The 18,913-nt window shown below is 66.1% G+C and carries 15 protein-coding genes; 3 read left to right on the forward strand and 12 right to left on the reverse strand.

Annotated elements, in window-relative coordinates:
- Positions 1–60 precede the first annotated feature (60 nt).
- The 10 genes from L8K25_RS11470 to L8K25_RS11515 form a co-directional block, all read right to left on the reverse strand.
- A complete protein-coding gene (locus L8K25_RS11470) occupies positions 61–1,194 on the reverse strand; it encodes a M50 family metallopeptidase (RefSeq protein WP_242139042.1) in 1,134 nt (377 codons plus the stop codon).
- Complete coding sequence (locus L8K25_RS11475) at positions 1,191–2,372, reverse strand: 1-deoxy-D-xylulose-5-phosphate reductoisomerase (RefSeq protein WP_242139043.1); 1,182 nt, start codon at positions 2,370–2,372, stop codon at positions 1,191–1,193. Before L8K25_RS11475 ends, L8K25_RS11470 begins: the two co-directional genes overlap by 4 nt.
- Entirely contained in the window at positions 2,369–3,169 is an 801-nt protein-coding gene (locus L8K25_RS11480) for a phosphatidate cytidylyltransferase (RefSeq protein WP_347341152.1), read from the reverse strand. Before L8K25_RS11480 ends, L8K25_RS11475 begins: the two co-directional genes overlap by 4 nt.
- Positions 3,166–3,894, reverse strand: coding sequence for an isoprenyl transferase (locus L8K25_RS11485; protein WP_277923306.1), 729 nt, complete (start codon positions 3,892–3,894; stop codon positions 3,166–3,168). The genes L8K25_RS11480 and L8K25_RS11485 overlap by 4 nt, the downstream gene beginning before the upstream one ends.
- 38 nt (positions 3,895–3,932) lie before the next feature.
- Positions 3,933–4,490: a ribosome recycling factor gene (gene frr / locus L8K25_RS11490; protein ID WP_010163691.1), complete on the reverse strand. Its 558-nt coding sequence runs from the start codon at positions 4,488–4,490 to the stop codon at positions 3,933–3,935.
- Positions 4,491–4,492: 2 nt separating this feature from the next.
- Positions 4,493–5,221: a UMP kinase gene (gene pyrH / locus L8K25_RS11495; RefSeq protein WP_347272068.1), complete on the reverse strand. Its 729-nt coding sequence runs from the start codon at positions 5,219–5,221 to the stop codon at positions 4,493–4,495.
- Positions 5,222–5,555: 334 nt separating this feature from the next.
- A complete protein-coding gene (gene tsf / locus L8K25_RS11500) occupies positions 5,556–6,491 on the reverse strand; it encodes a translation elongation factor Ts (RefSeq protein ID WP_242139044.1) in 936 nt (311 codons plus the stop codon).
- A gap of 85 nt (positions 6,492–6,576) precedes the next feature.
- Positions 6,577–7,425, reverse strand: coding sequence for a 30S ribosomal protein S2 (rpsB, locus tag L8K25_RS11505; protein ID WP_242139045.1), 849 nt, complete (start codon positions 7,423–7,425; stop codon positions 6,577–6,579).
- 419 nt (positions 7,426–7,844) lie between these two features.
- Entirely contained in the window at positions 7,845–8,666 is an 822-nt protein-coding gene (locus tag L8K25_RS11510) for a phosphatidylcholine/phosphatidylserine synthase (RefSeq protein WP_242139046.1), read from the reverse strand.
- A gap of 19 nt (positions 8,667–8,685) precedes the next feature.
- A complete protein-coding gene (locus tag L8K25_RS11515; protein ID WP_242139047.1) occupies positions 8,686–9,417 on the reverse strand; it encodes a phosphatidylserine decarboxylase in 732 nt (243 codons plus the stop codon).
- Between the two features lie 149 nt (positions 9,418–9,566).
- On the opposite strand from L8K25_RS11515, the gene L8K25_RS11520 reads away from it, so the two are divergent.
- Both L8K25_RS11520 and L8K25_RS11525 read left to right on the forward strand, forming a co-directional pair.
- Positions 9,567–10,787 carry an NADP-dependent isocitrate dehydrogenase gene (locus tag L8K25_RS11520; RefSeq protein WP_242139048.1) on the forward strand — a complete coding sequence of 407 codons (1,221 nt, stop codon included), beginning with the start codon at positions 9,567–9,569 and terminating at the stop codon, positions 10,785–10,787.
- Between the two features lie 137 nt (positions 10,788–10,924).
- A complete protein-coding gene (locus tag L8K25_RS11525; RefSeq protein WP_242139049.1) occupies positions 10,925–12,718 on the forward strand; it encodes a cation:proton antiporter in 1,794 nt (597 codons plus the stop codon).
- 378 nt (positions 12,719–13,096) lie between these two features.
- Here L8K25_RS11525 and alaS read toward each other — a convergent pair whose 3' ends face one another.
- The gene (gene alaS, locus L8K25_RS11530; RefSeq protein WP_242139050.1) at positions 13,097–15,760 is read right to left on the reverse strand and encodes an alanine--tRNA ligase; all 2,664 of its coding nucleotides are present in this window, start codon (positions 15,758–15,760) and stop codon (positions 13,097–13,099) included.
- Positions 15,761–15,887: 127 nt separating this feature from the next.
- On the opposite strand from alaS, the gene L8K25_RS11535 reads away from it, so the two are divergent.
- Entirely contained in the window at positions 15,888–17,573 is a 1,686-nt protein-coding gene (locus L8K25_RS11535; protein WP_242139051.1) for a hypothetical protein, read from the forward strand.
- An 8-nt stretch (positions 17,574–17,581) separates the two neighbouring features.
- Here the strand turns inward: L8K25_RS11535 and L8K25_RS11540 are convergent, their stop codons facing one another.
- Positions 17,582–18,835 (reverse strand): Xaa-Pro peptidase family protein, encoded by a 1,254-nt coding sequence (locus L8K25_RS11540; RefSeq protein ID WP_242139274.1) that lies wholly within the window; start codon positions 18,833–18,835, stop codon positions 17,582–17,584.
- Positions 18,836–18,913: the final 78 nt, after the last annotated feature.

The raw sequence follows: 18,913 nt of genomic DNA on the forward strand, positions 1-18,913 counted from the left end.
CCCAAATCGGAGAAAATACTCGCGTGCCCAAAAACGCTGGCTCGCCCTGCCTCACCTGCGTCAACCGATCAACCCGGCGAGGGTCTTCCAGAGTCCGAATGCGCCAAGATCGTTGAACGTCACCATCACCATCAACGCCAGTATTGCGGCCAATCCCCCGCGGAAAGCCCATTCCTGGACCGACGGTGCAACCGGTTTCCGCTGGACGGCCTCGATCGCGTAGAAAAACAAATGGCCGCCATCCAGCAACGGGATTGGCAACAGGTTGATGAATCCCAGATTAATCGAAACGCCAGCGATGAAGAAGATCAGCACCGGCCAGCCCAGCGTCAGTTGCTCGCCGGACGCCTTGGCAATGCGCAGTGGCCCGCCGAGTTCGTCGACCGAGCGACGGCCAGACAGGATCTGCCCCAGCCCCTCGACGGTGGTTCGCAGGATCGTCCCGGTCATCTCGATCCCGACGACGGGCGCTTCGAGCATGCCCACGCGCGCGGCGACCGGTGCGGTCGGGCCGATACCGAGCAGGCCCTTCTTGAACTCGTTCCCGAAGCGATCCCGCTCCGTCGCGACGCCAAGGACCGCCTGGCAGCTTTCGGGACGACCAGCGTGGATGAAATCGATCCGCACCGCTTCGGCGGGACGCAGCACGGTGTACTGGAAAACATCCTTGAAGGTCGTGATCGCACGACCGTTCAGCGCCGTGATCCGGTCGCCCGGCTGCAACCCGGCCTTCGCCGCGGCGCTCCCGGGGCTGACGAGCCCGACCACCGACGGGGTTCGGTCGACGCCGTAGCTCATGGCGAACCCGGCGAGAATGAGAATGGCAATGAGGAAGTTCGTGACCGGCCCCGCCGCCACGACGATCGCGCGCTGCCACACGGGCCGCGCCTGCAAGGTCCGCGCGCGCTCGGCTGCGGGAAGTTCCAGCCAGGCTGGATCGGGAACGCTCGCGGCATTCATGTCGCCGGCGAATTTGACATAACCGCCCAGTGGCAAGGCGCTGAACTTCCACCGCGTTCCGCGGCGATCGGTCCAGCCGAAGAGCTCCTTGCCAAAGCCGATCGAAAACGCGTCGATCTTCACGCCGAACATGCGCCCGGCGAGATAATGGCCCAACTCATGCAGGAATACGAGCGGACCGATCACCAGCGCGAAGGCCAGGATGGTCAGCAGAAATCCGGGCGATTGGCTCAAACGACGCTATCCTTCATCAACGCCCCGTTGCGGTACCCCACCTGCCGGCGCGCTATGCTGCGCGCTTCAGCATCGACCGCAAGAACGTCGCCCAACGTTCCCGGTGCGGCCGGATGATAGACGGACAGCGTATCGTCCACGATTGCGGCAATTTCGAGGAAGCCGATCTCGCGGTTGAGGAAGGCGGCAACCGCGACTTCGTTGGCGGCATTGAGGATCGCCGGCCGTGCGCCGCCCACGTCGAGCGCTTCCCGCGTGAGCCGCAACGCGGGGAAGCGGTCGGGATCGGGGGCGTGGAAGTCGAGGTTGCCGATCGCGACCAGGTCGAGCGGCGCCATCGGCGTCGCCATCCGGTCCGGCCAGGCAAGGCAGTGCGCGATTGGCGTACGCATGTCGGGCGGCCCCATCTGCGCCAGGACCGATCCATCGACATAGTCGACAAGCGAGTGGATCACCGATTGCGGATGGATGACGATCTCGATCGCATCGTGCGGCACAGGAAAGAGGCGCGCCGCTTCGATCAGCTCGAGGCCCTTGTTGAACAGGGTCGCCGAATCGACCGAGATCTTCGCCCCCATCGACCAGTTCGGGTGCGCGACGGCCTGTTCGGGCGTCACGCTGCGCATCTGTTCGGTCGTCCAGGTGCGGAACGGACCCCCGCTGCACGTAAGAATGATCCGGCGGACCCGTTCGGGCCGGGCGGCGTCGAAACACTGGAAAATCGCATTATGTTCGGAATCGGCCGGAAGCAGCGTGGCGCCGTATTTCGCGGCGGCCGCCAGCACCACGTCTCCCGCGGACACAAGCGGTTCCTTGTTCGCGAGGATGATCGTCTTCCCCCCCGCGATTGCCGCCATGACCGGCTCGAGCCCGATACAGCCGACGATCGCCCCCATGGTAATGTCGGCGCCGAGCGTCGCCGCCTCGATGACTGCGGCCCTGCCGCCTGCGCAGACCGTATCGGTCCCAGCAAGCGCCAGTCGCAGGTCCGGCAGGCAAGCCTCGTCGGCAACGACGGCCAACCGTGCGCGTGTCCGGATGGCAGCAGCGGCCAGACGCGCGACGTCGCAATTGGCCGTCAGGGCGAGGACCTGGAACCGTTCGGGCTCGCGCTCGACCAGGTCGAGGGTCGACGTCCCGATGGACCCCGTCGCCCCCAGAATTGTAATCGTCTTCACCACCAATAAACCTTCGGCAAAATCACGAGAAAAGCGGCGATGGGCGCAACCGGAACGAGCCCGTCCAGCCGGTCGAGGACACCGCCATGTCCCGGCAGGATCGTCCCGCTGTCCTTTACGCCGGCGCGACGCTTCAGCCAGCTTTCGTACAAATCACCGATCTGCGCCAGCACCGCCAGAAAAGGCGTCGCCAGCGTCAAGCGGAGCGGCAAGCCGTATGCGACGTGGAGCAACGCCGCCAATGCGCCAGCGGCCAGGACGCCCCCGGCAAGCCCGGCCCATGTCTTGTTGGGGCTGATCCTGGGCGCGAGCTTTGGTCCGCCGAAGAACCGGCCAGCGAAATAGGCCCCGATATCGCACGCCCACACCAGCGCCAGCGCCCATAGCGTGAACACGATCCCGCCTGGCTGGCTGCGGATGAGCAACAAGGCCAGGACGGGCAACCCGACATAGGCCGCGCCGAGCGCAAGGCCCTGCCGTCGGGTGACGATCACGATGAAGAACCCTGCACCTGCGATCAGTCCGAGCGCGAAAAAGCCGGGCCCGGCACCGAGCGTGGGTGCCATGATCGCCAGCGGAACCGACAACGCATATTGGGCCAGGCGTTTCGTCTGCGGCGGGGTCGCGTGCAGATCCGCCCATTCCGCCATCATAACCAAGCCCAGCGCCACACACAGCAGCCAGAATGCCAGACCGCCAACGAGTACGGATAGCATCGCGACCGCAATCAGGGCCACGCCGACGATGGCCCGCAGGGCGAGGTTCGACGCTTTTTTCGGCGGACGTTCGGGCTTCACAGGCCCCCGAACCGCCGTTGCCGCTGCCCGAACGCCGCGATCGCGCGTGCGAACGTGTCGCCGTCGAACTCCGGCCATAGCGTATCGACAAACAGCAATTCGGCGTAAGCCGCCTGCCATAGCAGAAAATTGGACAACCGCACTTCGCCCGACGTGCGGATCAGCAAGTCGAGCGGCGGGAGATCCCGGGTTTCGAGCTGCTGCTCGAACAGGTCCGCGTCGATCGTTGCGGGGTCGAGCGTCCCGTCCCGCGCCTGCTCCGCCAGCCGACGCGCAACCGAAGCGATCTCGGCCTGCGCGCCATAATTGAGCGCGATCACCAGGATCGGGCCGGTATTGGCGGACGTCCGCGCCACGGCATCATCGATCAGCTGCACGAGGTCGCCGCTGAACCGGCGATAGTCGCCAATCACCCGCAGCCGGACATTGTCCCGGACGAGCTCGTCGAGGTCACTGCGGATGAACAGGCGGAGCAAACCCATCAGGTCGCTCACCTCTTCCTCGGGCCGACGCCAATTCTCGCTCGAGAACGCATAGAGCGTCAGCACCTCTACGCCGAGCGTCCGCGCCGCCCGCGCTACGCGCCGTACGGCTTCGACGCCCTGGCGGTGCCCGGCGACGCGCGGCAAGTGCCGCTTCTTCGCCCAGCGGCCATTGCCGTCCATGATGATCGCGACGTGACGCGGGAGGACGGCAACGCCGGAATCCGGCGTCCCCGATTCCAATGTCCTCGCCCGATCGGCAGCCGGGGCGGCGAACGGCCTCACTTCCCCAGGATTTCCTTTTCCTTGGCGGTTGCGGCGGCATCGATCTCGCCGATCGTCTTGTCGGTCAGCTTCTGCACTTCGGTCTCGAGCTTCTTGCGCTCGTCCTCACTGTAGACGCCCTTCTTCTCGTCGGTCTTGAGGCTGTCCATCCCGTCACGCCGCACGTTCCGCGCCGCAATGCGCGCATCTTCCGCGTACTTACCGGCGAGCTTGGCAAGTTCCTTGCGGCGCTCCTCGGTCAGATCCGGGATTGGCAAACGCAGGGTGGTGCCGTCGACGATCGGGTTGAGCCCGAGCCCAGCCGAACGGATCGCCTTGTCGCACGGACCGACGTTCATCTTGTCCCACACCTGGACCGAGATCATCCGCGGCTCGGGGACCGAGACGGTCGCAACCTGGTTGAGCGGCATCTGCGCGCCATACACTTCGACCGTCACCGGATCGAGCAGCGACGTCGACGCGCGCCCCGTACGCAGACCGCTGAGGTCGCCCTTCAACGATTCGATGCTGCCCGCCATGCGGCGCTCGAGATCGGCCTTGTCATAGGCTGCCATGATTATGCTCCTGTCTCTGCCTGGACGATCGTGGATACGCCTTCACCCCGCAGCACCGCGGCAAGATTGCCGGGCTCGCGGATGTTGAAGACGACGATCGGGATATTGTTGTCACGACACAGGGCGATCGCGCTCGCGTCCATGACCTTGAGGTCCTTCGCGAGCACGGTGCCATAGCCGATCGTGTCGTAGCGCTTGGCGGTCGGGACGAGCTTCGGGTCGGCGTCATAGACACCGTCGACCGAAGTGCCCTTGAACAGCGCGTCGCACTTCATCTCGGCGGCACGCAAGGCGGCACCGCTGTCGGTGGTGAAATAAGGACTGCCGACGCCCGCCGCGAAGATCACGACGCGCCCCTTTTCGAGGTGGCGCTCCGCGCGGCGGCGGATGAACGGCTCGCAGACGCTCGCCATCGGGATCGCGGACTGGACGCGCGTGTCGACGCCGATCTGCTCGAGCGCATTCTGCACCGCGAGCGCATTCATCACGGTCGCGAGCATCCCCATGTAATCGGCGGTCGCGCGCTCGAAGCCCTTGGCTGCGGCGGCGAGGCCGCGGAAGATGTTGCCGCCCCCGACGACGACGCACACCTCGAACCCCTTGGATCGCGCATCCGCGATCTCGCCCGCGACACGCGCGGTCACCGCAGGATCAATCGACAATCCGCCGGGGCCCATCAGGACCTCGCCCGACAGTTTCAGGAGGATACGTTTGAAATTTGGGTTTGGCACGACAATCCGAACGGCAAGAAGACGGGGCGCGCGGACCTTATCGGGGGCGCGGAGCGATTGGAAGCGCGGAAACTGTACTCACGCGTCGATCGGCCGGCGCGGAGCGGAAACCATCGCGGGATTGCGCCGGGTCGTCGTCGGCACCGGCCGACGGGCGGGTGCGTCCCATCAACGACCCCTCCCGTTCGTTTCGAGCGAAGTCGAGAAACCTGGCACAGCGCGGGGATTCTCGACGTCGCTCGAAACGAACGGATCGGCACGGGTGCATCACACCCATGCCAACGTCCAACACCCGGCAGCCGTCTCGGGCCACCGGGTGTCGAGCGCGATACGCTTAGGCGGTCGGCTGGGGAACGCCCGATGCCGCAGCGACTTCCGCTGCGAAATCCGTGGCTTCCTTCTCGATGCCCTCACCCAGCTGGAAGCGGACATAGTCCTTGAGCTCGATCGACTTGCCCGCTGCCTTTGCGGCATTGGCAACGACGTCCGAGATCTTGGTCTTGCCGTCCATCACCAGCAGCTGGCTGACGAGCGCGTTTTCCTTGCGGTACTTGGCGATCGCACCATCGACCATCTTGGCGACGATGTCGGCAGGCTTGCCGCTCTCAGCTGCCTTTTCGGTCGCGATAGCCCGCTCGCGCGCGACGATCTCGGGGTCAAGACCGTCCTCGTTGAGCGCGAGCGGGAAAGCGGCTGCGATGTGCATCGCGATCTGCTTACCGAGCGGCTCGAGCACGTCGTAGCCGGCATCGCTCTCGAGCGCGACGAGCACGCCGATCTTGCCGAGGCCCTGCGCTGCCTGGTTGTGGATGTACGGGATCACCGCGCCCTGCGTGACTTCGAGGCGCTTGGCGCGACGCAGGTTCTGGTTCTCGCCGATCGTCGCGATGTTGTTGGTGAGCGTCTCCTCGACGGTATTCTCGCCGAGCGATGCCGCCTTGATGACGGCAATGTCGTCACCGAGCCGCAGCGCGACCGACGTCACGTCGCGGACGAACGTCTGGAACTGCTCGTTCTTGGCAACGAAATCGGTCTCGGAATTGACTTCGACCGCTGCACCGATCGTGCCGTCGACTTCGACGCCGATCAGGCCCTCGGCCGCGGTGCGGCTGGACTTCTTGGCGGCAGCAGCGAGGCCCTTGGCGCGCAGCCAGTCCATCGCAGCGGTCATGTCGCCGCCGGCTTCGGTCAACGCCTTCTTGCAATCCATCATGCCCGCGCCGCTCTTCTCGCGCAGGTCCTTCACCGCAGCGGCAGTAATGTCGGCCATGTCACTTATCCTCTTGTGTGTCAGATGCGGTTTTGGACGGGGCAGAGCGATGCCCTACCCCGTCCCTATGTCAGTTATGCGACGCTTATGCGTCGATCTGGCGCTCGGCCTCGGCGACCATTTCGGCCTGCAGGGCTGCATCGCTGGCTGCGGTCGGCTCGGCACCGGCTTCGGCAGGTGCGGTCTCGAGCAGCGCTTCCTCGGCGGGCGGCGCTTCCATCGAACCGATGTCCTGGCGACGCGCGAGCTGCTCGTTGCCGCCGCGAGTCGCGGCGATCGCGATCGCTTCGCAATACAGGCGGATCGCCCGGCTTGCGTCGTCATTCGCGGGAACCGGGAACGCGATGCCGTCCGGCGAGACGTTCGAATCGAGGATCGCGACGACCGGGATACCCAGCGTGTTCGCTTCCTTGATCGCCAGCTCTTCCTTGTTCGCGTCGATCACGAACATCACGTCCGGGATGCCGCCCATGTCGCGGATGCCGCCGAGCGACAGCTCGAGCTTGTCCTTCTCGCGGGTCAGCTGGAGCACTTCCTTCTTGGTCAGGCCGACCGTGTCGCCCGAGAGCTGCTCTTCGAGCGTCTTCATGCGCTTGATCGAGTTGGAAATGGTCTTCCAGTTGGTGAGCATCCCGCCCAGCCAGCGATGGTTGACGAAGTGCTGGCCCGAGCGACGCGCTGCGTCTGCGACGGGCTCCTGCGCCTGGCGCTTGGTGCCGACGAACAGAACCTTGCCGCCGGCCGCGGTCGACGCCGAAACGAACTCGAGCGCGCGGGCGAAGAGCGGAACGGTCTGCGAAAGATCGAGGATGTGGACGCCGTTACGGTCGCCGAAAATGTAAGGCTTCATCTTTGGGTTCCAGCGATGCGTCTGGTGGCCGAAGTGTGCGCCCGTCTCGAGCAGCTGCTGCATGGAAACGACAGGTGCCGCCATAGATAATTCCTTTCCGGTTGGTCCTCTGGGAAGCGAGTAATCGGTTCGGGGTCAAACCCCTGCACGACACCGGTGATGTGTGCTTCCCATGCGGTGTGAAGGCGCGCCCATTACCCGACCTCCTCCACAAACGCAAGGGCACGAAACCGCTTGACGAGTGGAACGGATATGGAACATATCATGGTCACGGCAGGAACAGGGAACGACAATCCCTTGTGGTGGTTAGGGCATTAACCTTCCTGCGAAGAGACAGAGGAATTGGGCGATGATGATGGTGACGGGCTTCCTGGTCTTCGCGAGCGCATTCGCTGCCAGCGGCGCAGTATTTTGGCTGACGCTGGCACCTGCGTTCCCGCGGATCATTTCGTTGCTGCGTTATGGTGTAGACCCGGTCCGCGAGGCGCGCCCCGTGCTGGCGCTCAGCGAGCCTCGGGTTCGTGTTCGGGTACGGATGGTGCCGGTAACGGCGATCCCACGGCAGGCGTTGCGCGCAGTCGCTTGATCCGACCATAAGCCGCAACGCTGAACGGCAGCGTCGCGATGTACAGGACGCACAACAGCGTCAGCGTATGCCAGGGCGCGGATATCAGGGCCGCGCCCAATAGCACGACGACGGCGATCGCTTCGAACCGGATGTGCGTGCGCAGCCGCAGCGAGGACCAGCTGAAGGTCGCGACACTGGAGACCATCAACACCGCCATCGCCGCGACCCATGGGGCAACGAGCAATGGCGACCGCCAGAAATCCATCCCGGTCCAGAACCACAGATACAGCGGCAGCATCGCCAGCCCCGCCCCGACCGGAGACGGCGCACCCGTCAGAAAGCCGGCGGACTTGTGAGGCTGATCGATCACGTCGATTGCGGCGTTGAAGCGCGCGAGGCGCAACGCGCAAAATACCGCGAAGATGAGCGCGCACAGCCAGCCGAGCCGTGGCAACTCCTTCAGCGACCAAAGATACAGGATCAGCGCCGGCGACACCCCGAATGAGATCGCGTCGGACAGCGAATCGAGCTCGGCCCCAAACCGGCTTTCGCCGCGCACCATCCGTGCGATCCGGCCGTCGATGCCATCCAGCACGCTGGCGATCATCACCATCAGCACGGCGGTTTCCCACTGGCTGGCAATGGCGAAGCGGATGCCGGTCAGACCGGCGCACAACGCCAGTGCCGTCACCGCGTTGGGCGCGACCGCACGCAGCGGCAGTCCACGCGTCGCCGCGCGACGCATCGGGCGCCTCATACCCGTCCCTCTACCACGGTCATTGCGCGATTCCGCTCGCGACGGTTCCACCGACCCGGCCGAGGATCGTCTCGCCCGCCACGCTGCGCTGTCCGAGCACGACCTGGCACGCGCAATCCTCGGGCAGGAAGACGTCGACCCGACTACCGAAGCGGATCAGTCCGATCCGCTGGCCCGCCGCGACCATGTCGCCGGGCTTGACGAACGGAACGATCCTTCGTGCGAGCAAGCCCGCGATCTGCGTGAAGCCGACCCGGCGTCCGTCGCGTCCTTCGACGACGAGATGCTGGCGCTCATTGTCCTCGCTTGCCTTGTCGAGCTCGGCGTTGACGAACTTGCCGGAGATATAGACGACCTGCTTGACCGTCCCGGCGATCGGCGTGCGGTTGATGTGCACGTCGAACACCGACATGAACACCGAAACGCGGATCAACGGCGCTTCGCCGAGCCCGTTGGGGCCTGCCAGTTCGCGCGGCACGGCAACGCGTTCGATCATCGAAACGAGGCCATCGGCGGGCGAGACGATCAGTCCGTCCCCCGATGGCGTCACGCGCACAGGATCGCGAAAGAACAAAGCGACCCACAGCGTCAACCCGATCAACGGCCACGCAAGGAACCAGCCGAGCCAGATCAACGCGATCAGCGCGACGACACCCGCGATGACGACATATTTCCGCCCTTCGGGATGGAGATCGGGAACGCGCCACTTCACGGCTTCGGTCTTGGACGGGGTATAAGGCGGTGGTATCATGTCGTAACCCTAACCGACCGGCCGGTTTGCCACAATCGGCAATGGCCCGGCGCACGGGATACCCCGGCCAGCCGCATCGCAGCGCCGGGTTGATCGATCCGGTCCATGCTCCTAGACGCTACCGCAAAACCCCCACAGGAAAGTGCGTGATGGCGAAGATCAAGGTAAAGACGCCCGTTGTCGAGATCGACGGTGATGAGATGACCCGGATCATCTGGCAGTGGATCCGCGAGCGGCTGATCCTCCCCTATCTCGATATCGATCTGGAATATTACGATCTCGGCATGATGAGCCGCGACGGTACCGACGACAAGATCACGGTCGACAGCGCCAAGGCGATCCAGAAGTACGGCGTCGGCGTGAAGTGCGCGACGATCACCCCGGACGAGCAGCGCGTCGAGGAATTCGGCCTCAAGAAGATGTGGAAGTCGCCCAACGGCACGATCCGCAACATCCTCGGGGGCACGATCTTCCGCGAGCCGATTGTGATCAAGAACGTCCCCCGCCTGATCCCGGGCTGGACCCACCCGATCGTCGTCGGCCGTCACGCGTTCGGCGACCAGTATAAGGCGACCGATTTCCTCGTCCCCGGCCCCGGCAAGCTGCGCCTCGTGTTCGACGGCGAGGACGGCACGGTCATCGACCAGGAAGTGTTCCAGTTCCCGACCTCTGGCGTCGCGCTCGCGATGTACAACCTCGACGATTCGATCCGCGATTTCGCACGCGCTTCGATGCATTATGGCCTCAACCTCAAGTGGCCGGTGTATCTGTCGACCAAGAACACCATCCTGAAGGCCTATGACGGCCGCTTCAAGGACCTCTTCGCAGAGGTTTTCGAGAGCGAATTCAAGGACAAGTTCAAGGAAGCGGGCATCGTCTACGAGCATCGCCTGATCGACGACATGGTCGCATCGGCGCTCAAGTGGCACGGCGAATTCGTCTGGGCGTGCAAGAACTATGACGGCGATGTCCAGTCGGATCAGGTCGCACAGGGCTTCGGGTCGCTCGGCCTGATGACCTCGGTGCTGCTGACGCCGGACGGCAAGACCGTCGAGGCGGAAGCCGCGCACGGCACCGTCACGCGCCACTTCCGCCAGCACGAGCAGGGCAAGGCGACGTCGACCAACCCGATCGCGTCGATCTTCGCTTGGACCGGCGGCCTCAAGTATCGCGGCAAGTTCGACGGTACGCCCGAGGTGACGCAGTTCGCCGAGACGCTCGAGCGCGTTTGCGTGCAAACGGTCGAGGACGGTCACATGACCAAGGATCTCGCGCTGCTGATCGGTCCGGATCAGCCGTGGATGACGACCGAGCAGTTCTTCGAGCAGGTCCGTCTCAACCTCGAACAGGCGATGGGCGCGTCCGCCTGAGCCAATGTGCGTGCCGCCCCGGCAATCCGGGGCGGCACCGCGATCTTCAAGGGTCCGGTTCGACACGAACCGGACCTTTTTCGTGTCCTTGCCGCGCATAAGCTGACAAGCACGCCGAATGTTGCTTAGATGCTACGATGCCCTCAGCTCTCAGCAACGCCGGTTTCAGCGACGCCCTCGTCATTCTCGGGGCGGCCGGCCTTGTCATTCCCGCCTTTGCGCGGGCCAAGATCAGCCCCGTCATCGGTTTCATCCTGGTCGGCCTGCTCGTGGGTCCGTTCGGGCTGGGGGCGCTCGTCCGGGATTATCCCTGGCTGTATTACGTCACGATTTCCGACCCGCATTCGATCGAGCCGTTCGCCGAATTCGGCATCGTGCTGCTGCTGTTCTCGATCGGCCTCGAACTCTCCCTGAAACGCCTCTGGTCGATGCGCCAGCTCGTGTTCGGCACGGGCGCCGCGCAATTGCTGGCGGCAGGCGCGATCCTCGGTGTCGGCCTGCATCTGCTGACCGCCTTGCCGTGGACCGGATCGATGGCGCTCGGGATCGCGTTGTCGCTGTCGTCGACCGCGCTGGTGTTGCCGATCGCGGGGACGACGAGCCCGGTCGGACGCACGGCGTTCGCGATGTTGCTGTTCGAAGATCTTGCGCTCGTCCCGATCATCTTTGTGCTCGGCGCGCTCGGCCCGATGGCGGCGGATAGCGGATGGGCCGGGCTCGCCCGCGTCGGAACCGCCGCGTTCCTCACGGTCGGCGCGCTGTTCATCGGCGGACGCTTCATTCTTCCAAAGCTGTTTGCGCAGGCCGCCCGGACGAAGAGTCCCGAGCTGTTCCTAGCCGCCTCGCTGCTGGTCGTCATCGTCGCAAGCCTTGCGACGACCGCTGCCGGGCTGTCGCCGATCGTCGGCGCGTTGCTCGCGGGCGTGCTGATCGCCGAGACCGATTATCATAGCGAAGTCGAGGTGATGACCGCGCCGTTCAAGGGCTTGGCGCTGGGCGTGTTCCTGATCACGATCGGGATGAGCGTCGATCTGCGCGCGATCGCGGTGAACTGGGCGGGCTATGCCTTGGCGATCGCAGCGGTCGTCACGGTCAAGGCGGTGGTCACTTTCGCTTTGCTGCGCTGGGCCGGGATTCGCGGCGGCGTGGCGGTCGAGACGGGGGTGTTGATGGGCAGTCCGTCGGAGACGACGCTGATCGTGCTGGGCGCGGCGGGACAGGCGCAGTTGATTGCCGCCCCTACCGCCAATTTCTGGCAGACCGTCACCGCGATCGGGCTGACGATCACGCCGTTGCTCGCGATGCTCGGGCGGCGTTGGGCCAAGCGCATCGAGCAGCATAGCGGGCGGGCGGCCGACCTCGAGATTCCCGCTGAAGGGCCCGGCACCGTCGTGATCGGCTTCGGCCGCGTCGGGCGGATGGTGTGCGACATGTTGACCGTCCACAACCAGCGCTATGTCGCGGTCGAGGCGGACATCGACGTGGTGACCGCCGCGCATGCCGAGGGCTATGCGGTGCTGTTCGGCGACGTCGTGCGACCGGAACTGGTCGACCGGCTCAACCTCGGGCGCGCGAAGGCGTTGATCCTTACGATGGACGACCCGGTGCTCAGCGTCGCGCTCACGCGGCGGGTGCGCAACTGGGTGCCCGACCTCGCAATCGTCGCGCGTGCGCGCGACACGGTGCATGCCGCCGAACTGTACCGCGCGGGCGCGACGGATGCGGTGCCGGAAACGCTGGAGAGTTCGCTCCAGCTGGCGGAAGCGGTATTGACCGATCTCGGCGTCGCGGTCGGGCCGGTGATAGCTTCGATCCATGAAAAGCGCGATGAACTGCGGCAGGAGATCAAGGCGGCCGCGGACATGGCGGTCGCGCCGCGGCTGAAGCGGGTGCGTGGGCGGCGGGGCGTGGATGCTACGCCTGCCGCTTAGGGGCTTGGCCTTTGCTTCCCAGCGAAGGCCGGGGCCCGGGAGTGGCAGTCGACGTAACCGTGCGGCTCCGCCAGCAATCTTGCGTTTCGCTACTGGGCCCCGGCCTTCGCCGGGGAAGCGCAGAAGTAGGGTAAGCTAACCTTCGCGCGAACCGGCCTGACCTTACCCAGCCTTCAGTGCGCGCGAACTGTTATCGGAACGCCACCGGCACCCGTCCGGCTCTCCCACCTTTGCCGCTCCCCGGCGAAGGCCGGGGCCCAGGAGTAGCGGTCGGGGTAACCGCGCGCTGTCGCCAGCAATCTTCCGTCCCGCTCCTGGGCCCCGGCCTTCGGCGGGGAAGCGGCTGCGCGAAAGACCAGCGGTCTCCCCCTTGCCTTATCAGCCGTCAGCACCCGCCAGCGCCGCCTTCACCGCATCGACCGCCGCCGCACCGGCACTGCCATCAGGCCCGCCGCCTTGCGCCATGTCCGGGCGACCACCGCCGCCCTGCCCGCCAAGCACCGCCACCGCGACGCGCAGCAGATCGACCGCGCTGTGGCTCGCGACGAGATCCGCCGTCACGCCGACCGCCACCGAAGCGCGGCCTTCGTTCACCGCGACGATCATCGCGATCCCCGACCCGAGCCGCTGCTTCATCTCGTCGACCGTCCCGCGCAGTCCCTTGGGATCGAGCCCTTCGACGACCTGCCCAAGGAACGCGACACCACCGACCTGCTCCGGACCAGTCGCTGCCGCCCCGGCCCCGCCGCCAAGCGCAAGCGCCTTCTTGGCGTCAGCCAGCTCACGCTCGAGCCGTCGCCGGTCCTCGACCAGCGCGGCGACGCGCGCGGGTACCTCGTCGGGCGACGACTTGAGCGAAGCCGCCGCCTCGCGCAGCTTGAGATCGCGGGCGGTCAGATAGTCGCGGGCTGCCTCGCCGGTCAGCGCCTCGACACGGCGTACACCGGACGACACCGCGCCTTCACCGATCACGGTGAACAGGCCGATGTCCCCCAGCGCGCGGACATGCGTGCCGCCGCACAGTTCGAGCGAATAGGTCCTCCCGTGCTCGGTCCCCATCGAGACGACGCGGACCTCGTCGCCATATTTCTCGCCGAACAGCGCCATCGCGCCCTCGGCGATCGCCTCGTCCGGGGTCATCAACCGTGTCTCGACCGCGCCATTCCCGCGGATCTGCGCATTGACGTCCGCCTCGACCTCCATGATCCGCGCGGGATCGATCGCGCTCGGCTGCGAGAAATCGAAGCGCAGGCGCTCGGGCGCGACGAGGCTTCCTTTCTGCGCGACATGCGCGCCGAGCCGCTGGCGCAGCGCCTCGTGCAGCAGATGCGTCGCGCTATGGTTGGCGCGGATCTGGTCGCGCCGTGCCGCATCGACCGTCAGATGGAGCGCGTCGCCGATCGCGATACCGCCCTCCGCCACGCGCGTGACGTGCGCGAAGACGCGGCCGAGATATTTGCGCGTATCCTCGACCACGCCGTTGACGCCGGGCGCGGTCAGTGCGCCGGTGTCGCCGATCTGGCCACCGCTTTCGGCATAGAAGGGCGTCTGGTTGACGACGATCTCGACCGTCTCGCCCGGTTCGGCGCGCGCGACCTGCGCGCCGTCCTTGACGATCGCGACGACGACGCCCTCACCCTCGACCGCGCTATAGCCGATGAACTCCGTCCCGCCGCTGGCTTCGGCGATGTCGAACCACACGTCGTCCGAGGCGCGCTGCCCCGACCCCTTCCACGCCGCGCGGGCGGCGCGCTTCTGTTCGGCCATCGCACTGTCGAAGCCCGCGCGGTCGATCCCGAACCCCTGCGCGCGCAAGGCATCCTCAGTCAGGTCATAAGGGAAGCCGTAGGTATCGTAGAGCTTGAACGCGGTTTCGCCGGGCAGGGTCGCGCCCGGTGACATTGCACCCGTCGCCTCGTCGAGCAGGCGCAGGCCGTTGACGAGCGTGCGCCGGAACTGCGTTTCCTCCTGCAACAGGGTCGATTCGATTGCCGCCTGTGCGCGGACCAGCTCCGGGTAGGCCGCGCCCATCTCCGCGACGAGCGCGGGGACGAGGCGATGCATCAACGGCTCCTTCGCGCCGAGCAGGTGCGCGTGCCGCATCGCGCGGCGCATGATCCGTCGCAGCACATAGCCGCGCCCTTCGTTCGCCGGCAGTACGCCGTCCGCGACGAGGAAGCCGGCGGACCGCAGGTGATCCGCGATGATCCGGTGGCTCGCCTGGGTGTCGCCGGTGGCAGGGGTTCCGGTCAGCGCCGACGACGCCGCGATCAGCGCCTTGAACGTGTCGGTATCGTAATTGTCGTGGACGCCCTGCAACACGGCGGCGATCCGCTCGAGCCCCATGCCGGTATCGATCGACGGACGCGGCAGCGGCGTGCGCGCGCCGTCCGCAGTCTGGTCGAACTGCATGAACACGAGGTTCCAGATCTCGACGAACCGGTCACCATCCTCGTCGGGCGATCCCGGCGGGCCGCCGAAGATGTGGTCGCCGTGGTCGTAGAAGATTTCCGAGCACGGCCCGCATGGCCCGGTGTCGCCCATCGACCAGAAATTGTCGTTGGTCGCGATGCGGATGATCCGCTCCTCGGGCAGTCCCGCGATCTTGCGCCACAGGTCGAACGCCTCGTCGTCGGTGTGATAGACGGTCACGGTCAGGCGGTCGGGGTCGATCCCCCATTCCTGCGTCAGCAGGTTCCACGCGAGCGTGATCGCGCGTTCCTTGAAATAATCGCCGAACGAGAAATTGCCGAGCATCTCGAAGAAGGTGTGATGCCGCGCGGTATAGCCGACATTGTCGAGGTCGTTGTGCTTGCCGCCAGCGCGGACGCACTTCTGCGAGGAGGTCGCGGTCGAATAGGCGCGCGATTCGAGCCCGGTGAAGACGTTCTTGAACGGCACCATCCCGGCATTGACGAACATCAGCGTCGGATCGTTCTGCGGCACGAGCGGCGCGGACGCGATCTTCGCATGCCCATGGGCCGCGAAATAGTCGAGGAAGCTGCGACGAATGTCGTTGGTCGAGATCGGGAGCTGGTTCATGCGCGGTGGCTTAGGCGAGCCGCACGGCGTTCTCAAGTATGCGGCGCATCTCAAGTGACGGTGCGGCCTCAGCGATAGGATCGGCGTGCATTTTCCGATAGGGTCGACGCCTGCTGAGGGGTCTTGCATGCGTCTTCCAACGATCGTGTCGTTTGCCGTGCTGATGCTCGCGCCCGCATCGGGCATAGGCGAAGCGGCGCCACAGGACATCGCAGCGCCGCAGTCCCGATTAACGTCATCGCCGCACCCCATGTGCGGCGATGACGTCATAGCGTCCGGCACGGCGCGGATCATGCCGGGGTTCGGTAGCGGCGCCCTAGTCATCGCAACCGCCAAGCCCCGGGCCCAGGCCTTCTTCGACAACGGGCTGCAACTCAGTCATGCGTTCGCCCATGCAGCGGGTACCGCGGCGTTCAGCGAAGCGGCCAGGATTGATCCGCAATGCGCCATGTGCCGCTGGGGTGTCGCATGGTCGCAGGGGCCGACCATCAATTACCCCATCGATGCCGCCACCCAGGTCAAGCTCGGCAAGCTGGTCGACAGCGCGATCCCGCTGGCCGCGACGGGACCCCTGCTCGACCGTCAGATGCTGGCAGCGCTGGCGCTGCGCTATCGGATTGGCGGCCCGGGCGCGGCGGACATCGCGTTTGCGCGAGCGATGGATGGGATCGCGCGCGATCATCCCGACAGCGACGAGATTCTGACGCTTGCCGCCGATGCCTGGATGATCCCAGCGGCGCTGGCCGACGACAAGCAGGGCCTGCCGCGCGCGGTGGCGCTCCTCGAAACGGTGCTGAAGCGTACACCGGATTTCACACCGGCTATCCACTTCTACATCCATGCGACGGAAATGAGCGGTTTTCCGGGTCGTGCCGAACGGTATGCCGATCGCCTGGGCGCGTTAGCGCCGGCGGCAAGCCACCTGATCCATATGCCGAGCCACACCTATTACTGGGTCGGCCGCTACCAGGACGCCGCGGTCGCGAATGTTCGTGCGGTCGCCGTCGGCCAAGCGGACGCGCGGGCGGCCAAGGTTCCGGAGCCAGACGGCGCCTTTACCCAACCCTATCACGCGCACAACGTCCATTTCGGGGTCGGTGGTGCGTTGCTGGCGGGCGATGCCCAAAGCGCCCTGGCGTTGAGCGGCCCCGTCCTGCGACGACTGGCCAGACGATCCGACGCAGAGCCGTTCGGCCAGATGGTGGGGGGCATGGCCTATGCCGCCGAGGGTCGATTTGCCGAGCCGGCAGCGGTCCTGGCGCTGCCCGAACCGCTCGAACCCATGGGCTATCTGCGCGCCTATCGTCACTACGCCCGGGGCGAGGCCTATGCTCGAATGGGGGATGCCCGCGCCGTTCGAACGGAGGCGGCCGCGATTTCCAAGGCCGCCGGCCCGATCGGTGGAGCGGACGCAAGCCGCCAGGCCAGGAATTTGATGCGGATCGCCAAGGCGGTGCTGAACGGGCGCGCGGCGATGATCGAGCAACGGTACGACCTGGCGATCCGCGCTTACACCGATGCCGCCCGGTTCGACGAGGATCCGTCGATGGCCGCTTTCAACGACCCACCGATCTGGTGGTATTCGCCGCGGCGCAGCCTGGCGGCCGCGTTGCTGGCGGCTGGCAAGGCGCAGGACGCCTTGCGCGAGGTCGAGACCGCGCTGCGGCAGCGGCCGCGCGATCCGGTGACGCTGTCCATTCGCGCCGACGTTTTGCGAGCGCTCGGCCAGACGGCGGCATCCGAACGGGATCGCGTCGCGGCAGACGCGACGTGGCACGGCGACCGGTCAGCGTTCGGCCCGCGCCTGAGCTGACCCCGGGATCACCCCAGCGGGGCATCCAGCGATGTCGGCGGCACGCTGAACCATTTCGGGCCCGTCGGCGTCATGTGGAAGCAGTCCTCCAGCCGGACGCCGAACTTGCCCGGCAGGTACAGTCCGGGCTCGTCGGAAAAGCACATCCCCTCCGCCAGCGCCATCGTTTCGCCATGCACGAGATTGACCGGCTCGTGCCCGTCCATCCCGATCCCGTGGCCAGTGCGATGCGACAGTCCGGGCAAGCGGTAGCGCGGGCCATAGCCGAGCGATTCGTAATAGCCGCGCACGGCATCATCGACCTGGCCGGCCGGGGTCCCCAGTTGCGCGGCGGCGAACGCCTTTGCCTGGCCCGTGCGGACCTGGTCCCATACCGTCCGCTGCTCTTTGCTGGCGCTGCCGAAGACGAAGGTGCGCGACACGTCCGACTGATAGCCTTGCACGGTACAGCCGCAGTCCATCAACACGATCTGCCCGTCGGCGACGACCTGCGGGTCCTTGCTGCCGTGCGGGAAGGCAGCGGCAGGGCCGATCAACACCAGCGAGAATTCGGGATCGCCGCCGAGCCGCCTGGTCGCGGCGTTCATCAGCGCGGCGATCTCGGCGGGCTTCATCCCTTTCTCGACACGCGGCCACGTCCAGCGATACGCCACGATCGTCACGTCGGTCGCGGTCTGCATCAGCGCGATCTCGGCCGCGGTCTTGCGCATCCGTACCGCGCGAACGACCGGATTGGCCGACACGATCCGCGCGCCCGGCAAGGCATGCGCGAGCCCGTCGACCGCGAAAAAGCGCACCGTCTCCTCGATCCCAACGGGTTGTCCGGCGAGCTTGCGGTCCTTGAGGAAGGACGCGATCAGTGCGTGCGGGCTTTCGTCCTCCTGCCAAACGCGGACTTCGGCGGGAATGCCGAGCGTCTGACGCACCGAGGGTTCCTCGAAGAACGGCGTGACGATGCAAGGCTCGCCCTCGACCGGCAGGATCGCGGCGGTCAGTCGCTCACTGCGCCCCCAGCGGATACCGGTGAAATAGGTCAGGCTCGACCCCGATTCGACCAGCACCGCGCCGATTCCGTTCGCGCGCATCAACGCCTGTGCGCGCACGAGCCTGCCGCGACGTTCCTCGGCGCCGATCGGTGCGGTGCCGCCGGTCAGGTCGCGCAGCCCGGTCAGATCGGGCTCGGCTGAGCGCAGCACGCCGCTGGCGAAGAGCAAGGGTGCCATGATGGCGGCGGTGGCGAAGGCGCGTCGGCTGAGGATCATCATGCCAGTCTGGCAGCGCAAGCCGCCCCCCGCAACGCGCGTCTCGCTTGACCGGACGCGCTTTCTCCCGTTGATGAA

It is taken from the genome of Sphingomonas sp. TREG-RG-20F-R18-01 (assembly GCF_022662475.1).
Taxonomy (GTDB): domain Bacteria; phylum Pseudomonadota; class Alphaproteobacteria; order Sphingomonadales; family Sphingomonadaceae; genus Sphingomonas.

Coding starts and splice junctions, on each gene's coding strand:
- frr (WP_010163691.1), bottom strand. CDS start 4,490: ATGGCAGCCTATGACAAGGCCGATCTCGAGCGCCGCATGGCGGGCAGC.
- tsf (WP_242139044.1), bottom strand. CDS start 6,491: ATGGCCGACATTACTGCCGCTGCGGTGAAGGACCTGCGCGAGAAGAGC.
- rpsB (WP_242139045.1), bottom strand. CDS start 7,425: ATGGCGGCACCTGTCGTTTCCATGCAGCAGCTGCTCGAGACGGGCGCA.
- L8K25_RS11510 (WP_242139046.1), bottom strand. CDS start 8,666: ATGAGGCGCCCGATGCGTCGCGCGGCGACGCGTGGACTGCCGCTGCGT.
- L8K25_RS11515 (WP_242139047.1), bottom strand. CDS start 9,417: ATGATACCACCGCCTTATACCCCGTCCAAGACCGAAGCCGTGAAGTGG.
- L8K25_RS11520 (WP_242139048.1), top strand. CDS start 9,567: ATGGCGAAGATCAAGGTAAAGACGCCCGTTGTCGAGATCGACGGTGAT.
- L8K25_RS11525 (WP_242139049.1), top strand. CDS start 10,925: ATGCCCTCAGCTCTCAGCAACGCCGGTTTCAGCGACGCCCTCGTCATT.
- alaS (WP_242139050.1), bottom strand. CDS start 15,760: ATGAACCAGCTCCCGATCTCGACCAACGACATTCGTCGCAGCTTCCTC.
- L8K25_RS11535 (WP_242139051.1), top strand. CDS start 15,888: ATGCGTCTTCCAACGATCGTGTCGTTTGCCGTGCTGATGCTCGCGCCC.
- L8K25_RS11540 (WP_242139274.1), bottom strand. CDS start 18,835: ATGATCCTCAGCCGACGCGCCTTCGCCACCGCCGCCATCATGGCACCC.